We start from the raw sequence: 12,817 nt of genomic DNA on the forward strand, positions 1-12,817 counted from the left end.
CTTGCCCGGCGCTTACCGATCGAGTGCTTACGTGAGGCGTCCAGCCGCAAAGTCGCGCGCGAGGGCAATGAATGCCTGGAAGGCTGCAGAGGAATTACGCCGGTTTGAATAATAGAGGCACAGCGGTGCCAGCGGCGGCGTCCAGTCCTCCAGGATGCGAATGAGCCGACCTGAGGCGATGTCCTCGCGCACATCGGTCTCCATGAAATAGCCGATCCCAACGCCGCTCGTCACCGCGATCCGGGCAAGCGAGGCTTCGTCGAGGGTGACCGGACCCTCGACGGCCAGTTGCAATTCCTCCCCGTCCTTCTCGAACCGCCAACGGAACAGAGCGCCATTGGGAAGTCGCACCCGCACGCAAGGATAGATGAGCAGGTCCTGCGGCGCTTGCGGAATGGGCTTGTCTTCAAAAAGGGCAGGGGACGCGGCGACCGCCATGCGCCGGGTCTGCCCCAGCGGTATGGCGATCGCGTCGCTCGGCACAAGGTCCGCACTGCGCACGCCTAGATCGAAGCCGGCCGCCACGACGTCGATGAGCCGCCCCTCGGTGACGATGTCGACATGAACCTGGGGGTAGCGCTGCAGATAGGTCAGCACCAGCGGCACCATGATCTCGCGCGCCGCTGTTGCGAACGCATTGATGCGCAACGTGCCGGACGGCGTCTCCTGCTGGGAGCGCGCGGCGTTCATCGCCTTCCGGATATCTTCGAGCGCCGATTTGATCTGCGCAACGAAGATCCGCCCCGCGTAGGTGAGGGAGACGCTGCGCGTGGTGCGATTGAACAGCCGCACGCCAAGCTCCCGTTCAAGCTTGCCCACGGCGTTGCTGACGGCGGTGGTCGACATGCCAAGATCGAGCGCGGCGGCGCGGAACGAACCGCACCGGACTATGGCGAGCACCGCCTCCAACTCGATCAGCGAATGACGCATCATTGTCCCGTTATTCGTGACACCCCATATCAATTTGTCACGATTATCAGGCGAAAAGTCCATCGCTAAATGGGTCTCATCACTGTTGAGGAGATGACCATGCCCGTGAACTTACCCAAACCGATCGCCGACTTCGTCGCCGCGAACGCCCGTCTCGATATGGATGGCATGATAGCGCCCTTCCTGGTCGACGCCGTCTTCATCGATAACGGCAAGCGCTTCGAGGGACAGGCGGCGATCCGCCAGCTGTTCGAAGAAGAAGTGATGCCGGTGAAGGCGATCTTCGAGCCCGACGCGGTTCGAAAAGAAGGTGGCGACATCATCCTTGAAGGTCTCGCCCGCGGCGATTTCCCGGGCAGCCCGCTCCGCTTCACCTACCGCTTCACGCTGAGCGACGGGGCCATCAAGATGTTAGAGACCACGGTATGAGCATCGCGGTCGATCCCATCGAGTTCGCTGGCAAGCGGGTGCTCGTCAGTGGCGGGACCAAGGGTCTCGGTCGCGCTACGGTCGAACGCTTCCTCGCCGGCGGGGCGCGGGTCATCACCGCCGCCCGCGCGATCAAGGATCCCATTGCGAGCGTCGACTATGTGGAGGCGGACCTGACAACGGCGGAAGGCGGTGAAGCGCTGGCCGCAGCGGCAATCGAGCGGCTGGGCGGCATCGACATCCTCGCCCATGTCGTGGGTGGCTCTCATGCGCCCGCAGGTGGCTTTGCCGCGCTAACCGATAAGGACTGGTTTGCCGCGCTCAATCTCAATCTGCTGGCGACAGTGCGGCTGGACCGCTTGCTGATACCGCAGATGATCGACCGCGGCCGAGGCTCCGTGGTCCACGTGACATCGATCCAGTCCGTCCTGCCACTGCCCGAGTCCACGACCGCCTACGCCGCCGCCAAGGCGGCTTTGAGAACGTACAGCAAGTCGATCTCGAAGGAACTCGGCCCCAAGGGCGTGCGGGTCAACGCCGTGTCGCCAGGCTGGATCATGACAGAGGCTGCGGGCGACTTCCTCGAAACGCTTCGTGCTGCCAGAGGCGGCACTACCGAGGATGCGCGACAGTCCGTGCTTGATGCCCTTGGCGGCATTTCGATCGGGCGCGGGGCCGAGCCGGATGAGGTCGCTGACCTGATTGCCTATCTTGCAGCCGACCGCGCTGCCGCGATCCACGGCGCCGAGTTCGTCATCGACGGCGGAACGATCAGTACCGTCTGATGCCACCGCCACGCTCCCGGCGAGCCTCAGCACGTTCATCGACCGTGCTGGGGCTTTTCACGTCGCTAGAGCGAATATTGCTGACGCGCGATGTCCGCCCCGCTCTCCGACGATCGCGCAAGGCGCGTGCTGGTTGTCCGTCGTCACCCTCGGCAGGATTTAACCGTCCGCGACCCGCAGATTTTGGATGCCATACACGGCGAGGGAGCCGTCCACGCCCCGACCCAAATAAGACCTTCAGCCTCGATTCTTTGATCAGCAGCTGCGGCCGGTCCGCTTTCCCATTCTGGACGCCCGGGTCTGGCCGGTAGACGACGGTCGCGTTTGGAGCGCAGATACAGAGATAGTTGCCTCTCAGCTGCGTCGCCTGCCGACCAAAGCCAGACGTTCCCATTCGCGCCGGTAGACGTCATATTCTGCTGGAAAGCGATCGATCGCGGTGGTTGGATCTGATGGTCAGTCCTCGCCTCGAACACACCTGCCCAATCACTACGTCGATCGGCACAATGTAATTCTAATCGATTATTTGAGCGAAACCGGCAACACCCTCCGGAGATGGTGCGCGTTTTGTCAGATGTAAGGGCGGGCGCAGATCGTCGACCTCACCCAGCCCCCCGAAAATCGCTTCCATCGTTCGGACACATAAAGCGACGCCCTCGTCGGCAAGCGTATACCAGACCAACTTGGCCTCCTTGCGCGTTTGAACGAGATTGGCGCGGCGCAATTCGCCGAGCTGCTGGCTTAGTGCTGGCTGAGCGATCTGGGTTGCTTCACCGATTTCCGACACGTTGCGCTCACCGCGCAACAGACAGGAGAGGATCATGAGGCGCTGAGGTTGCGCAAAGACCTTGAGCTTGTCGCATGCGACGGTCGCAGCATCGCGGTCCTCGTAAAATGCGGCCGTCATGGCGCGTCCACGAAGCGGCAGAACCAGTCCTCGCGATCTTCATCAATGTCGGATGGGGGACTGAGTAACGGTTTCCCTTCGCGCCATCCTTCAGGAGCCAGGGTTTGGGCATTGCTCACAGCCTTCAACGCTTTAAGCATCCGCAGCATCTCATCAACCGAACGCCCCACATTATGGGGATAGCAGGTAATCGCTCTAATGACGCCTTCAGGGTCGATGAAGAAAGTCGAGCGCATCGCCATGCTGTCGGCCGATTGCTCATCGATCATGCCATAGGCACGCCCGATCGCCATGCTCGGATCTTCAATTATGGGAAAGCGGACATCGGCGTCCAGCGTCACACGGATCGCCCGGACCCACGCCAAATGCGAGTAAAGGCTATCGACGGATAGCCCCAACAGTGACGTTTCGAGGGCTTCAAATTCCGACTGACGCCGGGCGAGTTCAGCGAATTCCGTGCTGCAGACGGGCGTGAAGTCTGCCGGATGGGAAAAAAAGAGGACCCAGCGTCCGCGCAGCTTGGAAAGCTGGATCTCGCCTCCCGTCGAGCGGGCGCGGAAATCCGGCGCGATCTCTCCAATGCGCGGTGACCGGCTCTCCGTTCTTTGTGCGATTTCCATAGCGCTTCCTTCGACACTCCCGCCCCTTGACGCAAGAGGGTTAGTCAATTACACGATATGTGTAAATATGAATTCATGAGGTTTTCCGTGACCGACTCCGCGCTTGCAGCAGCCTCGTCGCAAATCTCTGCCGCTCAGGTTGGCATTCCCCAGATCAAGGCGTTCTTCGACGAGCCGACCTTCACGGTGACCTACGTCGTGCACGATCCAGAGAGCCTTCGCGCCGCGATCGTCGACAGCGTTCTGGATTATGATCCGGCTTCGGGGCGCACATCTTTCTCCGCAGCCGAGGCGGTGCTCGCCTACGTCAAGGAAAAGGGGTTATCCGTCGACTGGCATCTGGAGACCCACGCCCACGCCGATCACCTCTCGGCCGCGCCCTATCTGCAGCAGAAGATCGGCGGAAAGATCGCCATCGGCGAGCACATCGTCATCGTGCAGGAGACATTCGGCAAGCTGTTCAATGCCGGTACCGACTTCGAGCGCGACGGCTCGGACTTCGATCGCCTTTGGAAAGATGGCGACCGTTTCCGCATCGGCAATCTCGATGTCACGGTGTTGCATGTCCCGGGGCACACGCCAGCTTGCATTGCTTACGTGATCGGTGACGCCGTCTTTGTCGGCGATACCATGTTCATGCCCGACTACGGCACGGCGCGCGCCGATTTTCCCGGTGGCGATGCCCGCACCCTCTATCAATCTGCGATGCGGCTTTTGTCACTGCCGCCGGAGACGCGGCTCTTCATGTGCCACGATTATCTGCCGGAGGGGCGCAAGGACTATGTCTGGGAAACGACCGTAGAGGCCGAGCGCAAGGCCAACGTCCATATCCATGAAGGGGTAAGTGAAGACGAATTCGTCGCGATGCGCGAAGCACGCGACAAGACGCTCGCGATGCCGCGCCTGATCCTGCCTTCTGTCCAAGTGAACATGCGCGCGGGGCACTTGCCGCCGGCCGAGGACAATGGCGTCATTTATCTCAAGATCCCGGTCAACGCGGTATGATGCTGCCCGGCTTCCCTAATGCCATGCCCGTTGCGGGGCTGGCAGGCGGCCTGCTGATCGGTCTTGCCGCCGCGATCATGCTCCTCGGTCTTGGTCGCATTGCTGGCGTCAGCGGCATGCTCGCCCGAGCGTCGGGCATTGCCGATAGGGGCGCGCCGCGCGCCGTCGCGCTCGCCTTTGTTATCGGGCTGCCCGTGGGAGCGCTGCTCGTCACGCTGACTTCCAGCGGCGCCAGGCCTCTTTTCACAGGATCGATCCTGCAACTGGCCATTGCCGGACTGCTCGTGGGTTTCGGCACGCGCCTTGGTTCAGGCTGCACGAGCGGTCACGGAGTCTGCGGTCTCTCCCGACTTTCGCGCCGATCGATGGTCGCAACGCTGACTTTCATGGTCAGCGGCTTCGCCACCGTCGGGCTGATGCGCGCTTTCGGTTTCATCAATGGATAGTCGGAGGACACCGGGCATGAAAAAGAATATGGGAGCGGTCGACCGGGTGCTGCGCACCATCATAGCCTTGGTGATCGCTTATCTCTGGTGGACCGGAACGATCAGCGGCGGCCTCGGTGTCGCCCTGGCGATCCTCGCAGCTATATTTCTTCTGACAAGCGCGATCAGCTTCTGTCCTCTGTACCGCCCGCTCGGCCTTTCAACCTGCGGCAGGGCCAAGTGAAGATCCCCGCCATATCGTTGCTTGCCGGCCTCCTGTTCGGAGCGGGGCTCACCGTGTCGGGCATGGCTGACCCCGCGCGCGTGCGCGCTTTCCTCGATCTGTTCGGGGCGTGGGACCCCACGCTTGCCTTCGTAATGGCTGGTGCGATGATGCCTATGGCGATCGCCTGGCTGATCCAGAAGCGGATGCCCAAGCCGATCGCCTGCGACGCCTTCGACTTGCCTGGCACAAGCCTAATAGATGCCAAGTTGCTTGGTGGAGCGTCGCTGTTCGGAATCGGTTGGGGGATCGTGGGCCTATGTCCCGGCCCCGCACTCGCCGACCTTGCCATCGCGCCATTCGAGGCGGGGATTTTCGTGGTCGCCATGCTCGCCGGCATGATTTTGCACCGCATCACCACAAAATGAAAAGAGGCCCGCTTCGGAGCGGGAGCGAGGAGAAGCCATGAACATCAAGCCGCTCAACCAGGATTTCGCTGTCTCCCCGCAGATCGCACTCGCCGACATCCCTGCGATCATTGCGCAAGGCTATAAGGCGATCATGTGCAATCGACCCGACGGTGAGGAACCGGGCCAGATCGCCGCCGCGCAAATAGGTGAAGCTGCCGAACGACAGGGCCTGCGCTTTGCCTATGTCCCCGCAATCTCCGGAGCGATCACTGATGCGAATGTCGCGGCCATGGCGGATGCGCTTGCGCGCCTACCTAAGCCGATTCTGGCCTTTTGTCGCTCCGGCGCACGATCGACGAAATTGTATGAATTGGTCTCATCGCAAAATCCTTCGGCACCTGGCGCCCGAGTTCACGATGTTGTGATTGTCGGCGGTGGCGCGGCCGGGATTGCAACGGCGTCCAGCCTCCTGAAGCGCAATCCCAAGCTGGATATAGCGGTGATCGAGCCTTCCGAGGAGCATTACTATCAGCCTGGCTGGACGATGGTTGGCGCGGGTGTCTTCCACAAGGATTTCACGCGCCGCACCGAAGCGCAGGTCATGCCCAACCGAGTGGCCTGGATCCGGGCCGCCGCCTCAGGCTTTGCTCCGGATGAAAACAAGGTGATCCTCAGTGACGGCAGCGAAGTCCGCTACCGCATTCTCGTTGCCTGTCCCGGCATTAAACTGGACTGGGATGCGATACCCGGCCTCGCCGATGCAATCGGCAAGAACGGCGTGACCTCCAACTATGGCTATGATCTGGCGCCCTACACCAACCGACTGGTGAAGGAATTCAAGAGCGGTCGGGCGCTGTTTACCCAACCGGCGATGCCGATCAAATGTGCGGGCGCGCCGCAGAAAGCGATGTATCTCTCCTGTCATCGCTGGGAAAAGGCGGGCGTCCTGCAAGACATCGACGTCCAGTTCCACACCGCTGGCGCGGTGCTGTTCGGCGTCGCCGCCTATGTTCCGGCGCTGATGGAATATGTCGAGCGCTACGGGGCCCACCTCAATTTTGAATCGAAGCTCGTCGCGATCGACGGCGGCGCAAAGGTGGCGACGTTCGAACGCAAGGATGGCGAAGACACCCGGCGCGTCGAGGAGCGCTTTGACATAATCCACGTCGTGCCGCCGCAGGTCGCGCCCGATTTCGTACGCACCAGTCCGCTCGCCGCAGCCTCCGGCTTCATCGAGGTCAACGAGGCGACGCTGCAACATGTGCGCTATCCTAATGTCTTTGCATTGGGCGACGCCTGCTCTGCCTCGAATGCTAAGACTGCCGCTGCTGCACGGAAGCAGGCGCCGGTCGTCGCGGTCAATGTTCTTGCCGCGCTCGAGGGCAAGCCGCCGGTCGCAGACTATGACGGCTACGGGTCCTGCCCGCTGACGGTCGAGGCGGGCAAGATCGTCCTCGCCGAGTTCGGCTACAGCGGGAAATTGCTGCCCAGCTTTCCCAATTGGCTGATCGACGGAACGCGGCCCTCGCGCCTGTCCTGGCTCCTCAAGGACACCATCCTGCCGCCGGTTTACTGGCATGGCATGCTCAAGGGCCGGGAATGGATGGTCGCGCCGCACGCAATCGAAGCGGCGCACTGAGCCATGCTTGAGCCGCTTCAATATGCCCTCGGCGGACTGTCAGGTGCGCTGGTGGGCTTTGTCCTCGGGCTTGTCGGGGGCGGCGGGTCGATCCTCGCCGTGCCGCTGCTGCTCTATCTCGTAGGTGTCCGCAATCCGCATGAGGCGATCGGCACCAGTGCATTGGCCGTCGCGGCCAATGCGCTTGCTGGCCTCTGGAACCATGCCCATGCCCGCACCGTGAACTGGCGGTGCGGGGGGATCTATGCTGCTGCCGGCGTCGTCGGTGCGCTCGGCGGCTCAACGCTCGGCAAGAGCATCGATGGGCACAAGCTGCTGTTCCTGTTCGCGATCCTGATGATCGTTGTGGCAGTCCTGATGTTTCGCGGTCGCGGCGACCAGGGCGTCGAGGGCGCGCGATGCAATCGGGAGAATGTCGGCAAGGTTGTCAGCTATGGTCTCGGGACCGGCGCCTTTTCCGGCTTCTTCGGGATCGGCGGCGGTTTCCTCATTGTGCCGGGGCTGATCGCCTCGACCCACATGCCCATCCTGCGCGCGATCGGCACCTCGCTCGTCGCGGTCGCGGCCTTCGGCCTGACGACAGCGCTCAACTATGCGCTTTCGGGCTACGTCCTTTGGGGTCTGGCCGGCGTGTTCATCGTGGGCGGCATTGTCGGGAGCGTCATCGGCACGCGTGCATCGCAGGTACTGGCCGCCGAAAAGGGCCGGTTGAACAGCCTCTTCGCAGTCTTCGTGCTCGTCGTTGCCATCTACATGCTATTCAAGAGCTGGTCCGAACTCGCCAGCTGAACGGGGATATTCATGGACGCCATCATTCTCGCAAGGGCGCAATTCGCCTTCACGGTGAGCTTTCACTTCCTCTTCCCGGCCTTTTCCATCGGGCTGGCAAGCTATCTGGCCGTGCTCGAAGCTCTGTGGCTGAAGACCGGCAAGGGCGTCTATGCGAACCTGTTTCGCTACTGGCTGAAGATCTTCGCCGTCGTGTTCGCGATGGGCGTCGTCTCGGGCATTGTCATGTCCTACCAGTTCGGCACCAACTGGTCAGTGTTCTCGGACAAGGCGGGACCTGTCATCGGACCGCTGATGGCCTATGAGGTGCTGACCGCCTTCTTCTTAGAAGCCGGATTCCTCGGGGTCATGTTGTTCGGGATCAATAAGGTCGGGCGCAAGCTGCACTTCGTTGCGACGCTTGCAGTCGCGCTGGGGACTTTTATTTCCGCATTCTGGATCCTGTCGGTCAACAGCTGGATGCAAACGCCCGTTGGCTATGAGGTCGGCGCCAACGGCCAGTTCCTGCCGGGGCCAAGCTGGCTGACAATCATCTTCAATCCCAGCTTCCCCTATCGGCTCTTTCACACAGTCCTTGCCGCCTATCTGACGACCGCGTTTATCGTCGGCGCGGTGGGTGCCTGGCATCTTCTCAAGGACCGCAGCAATCCCGGCGCGCGCAAGATGTTCTCCATGGCCATGTGGATGGCCGCGATCGTCGCGCCCGTCCAGATTTTCGCGGGCGACATGCATGGCCTCAACACGCTCGAACATCAGCCGGTGAAGGTCATGGCGATGGAAGGGCATTTCCAGAGCCATCCGCATGGCGCGCCCTTGATCCTGTTCGGCATTCCCAACAGCGCGAACCAGCGGGTGGATTATGCCATCGAAATACCCAAGGCATCCTCGCTCATCCTGAAGCACGACCCCGATGCGCCCCTGAAGGGTCTCGATACGGTGCCGCAGGCTGATCGTCCGCCCGTCGGCATCGTCTTCTGGGCGTTCCGGGCGATGGTCGGCATCGGGTTCGCGATGCTCGGGATCGGCGCCCTGAGCCTCATCGCACGCTGGCGCAAGGCGCTTTATGACTGGCCGCTGCTGCATCGCTTCGCCGTGCTGATGGGGCCGTCGGGACTGATTGCGGTGCTGTCCGGCTGGATCGTGACGGAAGTCGGGCGGCAACCCTTCACGGTCTATGGGTTGCTCAGGACCACGCAGAGCGCTTCGCCGCTCGATGCCCCGGCGGTGGCCTCGTCGCTGCTGGCATTCGTTATCGTCTATTTCACCGTGTTCGGCATGGGTATCTGGTACCTGCTTCACCTGATGAAGAAGCCGCCCGAGGCGCATGAAACCCCGCTGGGCGATGCGCCCATCCGCAGCGCGGGAATCACCCCGGCGCCGGCCATCATCGAGGGAGCTTCGGCATGATCGACCTCACTGTCATCTGGGCCTGCATCATCGGCTTTGCGATCATCGCTTATGTCGTGATGGACGGCTTCGATCTTGGCATCGGCATCCTGTTTCCGTTCTTCAAGGTTGGGCAGGACCGCGACACCGCGATGAACAGCATCGCGCCGGTCTGGGACGGCAACGAAACCTGGCTGGTAATGGGCGTCGGCGGCCTGTTCGCGGCATTTCCCCTGGCCTATGCCATCATCCTTCCTGCGTTGTACGCGCCGATGATCGCGATGCTGCTTGGGCTTGTATTCCGCGGCGTGGCATTCGAGTTCCGCTGGCGCGATCCGGCACATCGGGCCTTCTGGGACAAGGCGTTCACGACGGGGTCGGTCATCGCCACCTTCGCGCAAGGCATTGCGCTGGGCGCGCTGCTGCAGGGCATCACGGTCCGGGGGCGCAGCTATGCCGGTGGCTGGTGGGAATGGCTGTCGCCGTTCAGCCTGCTGACGGGCGTCGGCCTGCTCATCGGCTATGCCCTGCTCGGGACTTGCTGGCTCAACTGGAAGACCGAAGGCGGCCTGCAGCGGCAGGCGGTGACCTACGCCGGACGGCTTGGGATCGGCTTGCTCATCATGATCGGCGCCATCAGTCTCGCGACGCTACGGCTCGAGACGCAATACTATCATCGTTGGCTGAGCTTCCCCGGCGTGCTCGCAACTGCGCAGGTGCCGCTTGCTACGCTTATAGCGATATTCCTCTTCTACCGGAGTCTGCGGTTGAAGCGCGACGCACAGCCGTTTTTCTGGGCGCTGGCCCTGTTCGGACTGTGCCTGGTCGGGCTCGGCGTCTCGATCTGGCCCGACGTCGTCCCGGCGCGGGTTACGATCTGGGAAGCGGCAGCGCCCGTCCGCAGTCAGGTGTTCATGCTGGTCGGAGCCTCGATCATGGTGCCCGTGATCCTGGCATACACGGCTTGGTCCTACTGGGTCTTTCGCGGCAAGGTTGGCACGGAAGGATATCACTGATGCGCCTGTTGCTGAGCCGTCTCGGTTGGTTCGTCGGCATCTGGGCTGCGAGCGTTTCCGCGCTGGCGCTTGTGGGAGGACTGCTCCGCTGGTGGCTACGCTAAATGGCCCCTCGCCATAGGCAAGGAGCCAACACTCAAATTTCGATATTTTCAGCGAGGGCGAGCGCGTCTTCTTCGTCGATCCCAAGATAGCGCACCGTATTTTCGATCTTGCTGTGGCCGAGCAGGATCTGGACAGCCCGTAGATTGCCGGTCGCCCTGTAGATGATCGATGCCTTCGTTCGCCGGAGCGAATGGGTACCATACTCGCTTCGCATCAAACCTACTCCTGTAACCGGACTGGCCGCTCGTAGGCGCGATACTTTTCCAATTGAGCGGCTTGGATGGGCGCGTTGCTGCCCTCCGACGGAAGCCTTCTGCAATCCTGTGAATGGCCGCATTTCTAGGGCAAGTTCTCGAAAGCCGCCCTTCCGAAAAGTCCCATCCCTTGCCGTTAGCAGCCCCACTCCCGTCCCAAATTGATAAAAGTAATCCGGCCGGAGAAAATCTCCCGGCAGGACCATAGTTCAGGGAGGTGCCGCTCCGAGGGGGAGGGGAGCGACAGGCTTGATGTGATGGGCATCGATGACCTTATAATGACGACGTGTTTTGCCGCTTGTCGGCATCCTCGACCGTCCAGAACATGGGATTGCGCATCCAGTCGTTGATGGCGGATTCTCGCCATCCCATGCAGCGCGTGGCGATACGGACCTGCTTGGGAAAGGTTCCGGCCTGGACCTTCCGATAGAGTGTCGCCCGACTGAGCCCGGTCCGATCTAGGACCGTGTTGAGCCGGATTATGCGATCGGGTGGCTGAGAGATCATGGTCGTTTTCCATCTCTTGAGTGGTGACATGAGCGCGCCTGATCCCAAGGATTGTTTGGCGGTCGCCGCACGTCAACCGCCTGAGAATGGGCCAATTCGGCCTTGTCGAACCCCGGCAAGCCGAGGCGCACCCAGGCGCAAAAAACGGCCATCAAAATAATTTGATGATGTCTGGCTGATGCCTCGCCGGCTCCACCGGCTGATACCAAGATGCATTGATCACGACCCACGCGCCCATTTACGGCGTCCGATAGTCATGATGCGCCACGGCTGATCGACCAGCTTGTTCCAGGCTTCGCAGCAAAGGTCGATGATGTTGTCGTGGGATATGAAGATCCGGTTGGACAGCCAGTTATCCCGCATGAACTGCCAGATATTTTCGACCGGGTTGGGTTCGGGGCATTTCGGGGGCAGCGGAATGATGCTGATATTCTCTGGCACTTCCAGCTTTCCGGTCATGTGCCACCCGGCTTGATCCATCAACACAACACCGTGGGCACCTGGCTCGATAGCGAGCGATATCTCCGTCAGGTGCAGCGACATGGTCTGGGTGTTGCAGAACGGGAGGATCAGGCCCGCCCCCTTGCCGAGTTCGGGGCAGATGGCACCGAAGATGTAGGCCGATTTCGTCCTCTGGTCCTTGGGTGCCGACGGCCGGGTGCCACGCCTGGCCCAGCGCCGGGTGATCTTGTTTTTCTGGCCGATCCGGGCCTCGTCCTGGAACCAGACCTCTATCGGCGTGCCACGCGGGAGGGCGGCTTTGATCTTTGCCAGCTCGGCTGCAAAGCCCCCTTTTTAAAGTCCTCCATCGCATATTCGTTCTGGGCATGGTGACGCGGGCGTGCCGTCAGTTTGACATAGCCCAGCTTCTTCAGCTCCCGCCCCACAGTCGTTTCCGTCAGGGACACACCAAACTCGCCATGGAGCCACCGCACCAGATCAATCAGCCGCCAGCGAACAACTCCATGGATCGCCGGGATCGGGCCGCTTTCAACGATCTCCGCAAGAGCCCGACGCTGGGCATCGTTCAACAACGGGGACTTGCCCGGCGCCTTCCCGTCGAGGAGTCCGTCCGGCCCCCGGGCATTGAAGCGCACCACCCAGTCGCGCACGATCTGCAACGTCACGCCACCAATCCGCGCGGCATCGCTGCGGCTCCCACCATCATAAATTTCCGCCAAGGCCAGCAGCCGCCGTCCCTGGTTCGCGCTCCTGGTCGCACGCGCCAGTCGCCTCAAGCCCACCGCGTCAAAGTCGTCCCGCAATCCGATCGCTGCACCCATAGCCATGCCCTCCAACGGGAAGCCATAGATTCAGAAATTCAGCGCCTTGGGAATCCCCCTCGTGAGTCAGCATCACTGGAGGTCGGTATGAGACGTTTTGAGCT

At 61.7% G+C, this 12,817-nt stretch carries 15 protein-coding genes and 1 pseudogene; 10 read left to right on the top strand and 6 right to left on the bottom strand.

Going from position 1 to position 12,817, the window contains the following annotated elements:
• Positions 1 to 27: 27 nt before the first annotated feature.
• Positions 28 to 933 carry a LysR family transcriptional regulator gene (locus tag U0025_RS00775; RefSeq protein WP_037490981.1) on the bottom strand — a complete coding sequence of 302 codons (906 nt, stop codon included), beginning with the start codon at positions 931 to 933 and terminating at the stop codon, positions 28 to 30.
• A gap of 96 nt (positions 934 to 1,029) precedes the next feature.
• Between U0025_RS00775 and U0025_RS00780 the strand changes: the two genes are divergently transcribed.
• Both U0025_RS00780 and U0025_RS00785 read left to right on the top strand, forming a co-directional pair.
• A complete protein-coding gene (locus U0025_RS00780; RefSeq protein ID WP_004210528.1) occupies positions 1,030 to 1,359 on the top strand; it encodes a nuclear transport factor 2 family protein in 330 nt (109 codons plus the stop codon).
• Positions 1,356 to 2,144, top strand: coding sequence for an SDR family oxidoreductase (locus U0025_RS00785; RefSeq protein ID WP_004210529.1), 789 nt, complete (start codon positions 1,356 to 1,358; stop codon positions 2,142 to 2,144). The genes U0025_RS00780 and U0025_RS00785 overlap by 4 nt, the downstream gene beginning before the upstream one ends.
• A gap of 514 nt (positions 2,145 to 2,658) precedes the next feature.
• Here the strand turns inward: U0025_RS00785 and U0025_RS00790 are convergent.
• Complete coding sequence (locus U0025_RS00790; RefSeq protein ID WP_004210530.1) at positions 2,659 to 3,051, bottom strand: ArsR/SmtB family transcription factor; 393 nt, start codon at positions 3,049 to 3,051, stop codon at positions 2,659 to 2,661.
• The gene (locus tag U0025_RS00795; protein ID WP_004210531.1) at positions 3,048 to 3,671 is read right to left on the bottom strand and encodes a peroxiredoxin; all 624 of its coding nucleotides are present in this window, start codon (positions 3,669 to 3,671) and stop codon (positions 3,048 to 3,050) included. Before U0025_RS00795 ends, U0025_RS00790 begins: the two co-directional genes overlap by 4 nt.
• Positions 3,672 to 3,758: 87 nt before the next feature.
• On the opposite strand from U0025_RS00795, the gene U0025_RS00800 reads away from it, so the two are divergent.
• From U0025_RS00800 to cydB, 8 genes are read left to right on the top strand one after another with little or no spacing between them, the layout of a single operon-like run.
• Positions 3,759 to 4,676 carry an MBL fold metallo-hydrolase gene (locus U0025_RS00800; RefSeq protein WP_004210532.1) on the top strand — a complete coding sequence of 306 codons (918 nt, stop codon included), beginning with the start codon at positions 3,759 to 3,761 and terminating at the stop codon, positions 4,674 to 4,676.
• Positions 4,673 to 5,122, top strand: a complete 450-nt coding sequence (locus tag U0025_RS00805) for a YeeE/YedE family protein (protein ID WP_037490984.1) — start codon at positions 4,673 to 4,675, stop codon at positions 5,120 to 5,122. The genes U0025_RS00800 and U0025_RS00805 overlap by 4 nt, the downstream gene beginning before the upstream one ends.
• A 16-nt stretch (positions 5,123 to 5,138) precedes the next feature.
• The gene (locus U0025_RS00810) at positions 5,139 to 5,345 is read left to right on the top strand and encodes a YgaP family membrane protein (RefSeq protein WP_004210535.1); all 207 of its coding nucleotides are present in this window, start codon (positions 5,139 to 5,141) and stop codon (positions 5,343 to 5,345) included.
• The gene (locus tag U0025_RS00815; protein ID WP_004210536.1) at positions 5,342 to 5,752 is read left to right on the top strand and encodes a DUF6691 family protein; all 411 of its coding nucleotides are present in this window, start codon (positions 5,342 to 5,344) and stop codon (positions 5,750 to 5,752) included. The genes U0025_RS00810 and U0025_RS00815 overlap by 4 nt, the downstream gene beginning before the upstream one ends.
• Positions 5,753 to 5,789: 37 nt before the next feature.
• Positions 5,790 to 7,373, top strand: coding sequence for a bifunctional protein tyrosine phosphatase family protein/NAD(P)/FAD-dependent oxidoreductase (locus tag U0025_RS00820; protein ID WP_004210537.1), 1,584 nt, complete (start codon positions 5,790 to 5,792; stop codon positions 7,371 to 7,373).
• A 3-nt stretch (positions 7,374 to 7,376) separates the two neighbouring features.
• On the top strand, positions 7,377 to 8,162 hold the full coding sequence (locus U0025_RS00825) for a sulfite exporter TauE/SafE family protein (RefSeq protein WP_004210539.1): 786 nt from the start codon (positions 7,377 to 7,379) through the stop codon (positions 8,160 to 8,162).
• Positions 8,163 to 8,174: 12 nt separating this feature from the next.
• Positions 8,175 to 9,569 carry a cytochrome ubiquinol oxidase subunit I gene (locus tag U0025_RS00830; RefSeq protein ID WP_004210540.1) on the top strand — a complete coding sequence of 465 codons (1,395 nt, stop codon included), beginning with the start codon at positions 8,175 to 8,177 and terminating at the stop codon, positions 9,567 to 9,569.
• The gene (gene cydB, locus U0025_RS00835) at positions 9,566 to 10,564 is read left to right on the top strand and encodes a cytochrome d ubiquinol oxidase subunit II (protein WP_004210541.1); all 999 of its coding nucleotides are present in this window, start codon (positions 9,566 to 9,568) and stop codon (positions 10,562 to 10,564) included. Before U0025_RS00830 ends, cydB begins: the two co-directional genes overlap by 4 nt.
• A gap of 136 nt (positions 10,565 to 10,700) precedes the next feature.
• Here cydB and U0025_RS00840 read toward each other — a convergent pair.
• From U0025_RS00840 to U0025_RS00850, 3 genes and pseudogenes are all read right to left on the bottom strand, one after another.
• Positions 10,701 to 10,901, bottom strand: a pseudogene (locus U0025_RS00840) (tyrosine-type recombinase/integrase); the annotation flags it as partial.
• Positions 10,902 to 11,196: 295 nt separating this feature from the next.
• Positions 11,197 to 11,430, bottom strand: a complete 234-nt coding sequence (locus U0025_RS00845) for a helix-turn-helix transcriptional regulator (RefSeq protein ID WP_004210544.1) — start codon at positions 11,428 to 11,430, stop codon at positions 11,197 to 11,199.
• Positions 11,431 to 11,649: 219 nt separating this feature from the next.
• Positions 11,650 to 12,713 (bottom strand): IS630 family transposase gene (locus U0025_RS00850; RefSeq protein ID WP_086012825.1). Its coding sequence is split into 2 segments (ribosomal slippage): positions 11,650 to 12,219 and positions 12,222 to 12,713, totalling 1,062 coding nucleotides; the frame shifts between segments, so codons are not numbered across the junction.
• Between the last annotated feature and the right edge of the window lie 104 nt (positions 12,714 to 12,817).

The sequence above is a fragment of the Sphingobium yanoikuyae genome (genome assembly GCF_034424525.1).
In the GTDB taxonomy this organism is placed as follows: domain Bacteria; phylum Pseudomonadota; class Alphaproteobacteria; order Sphingomonadales; family Sphingomonadaceae; genus Sphingobium; species Sphingobium yanoikuyae.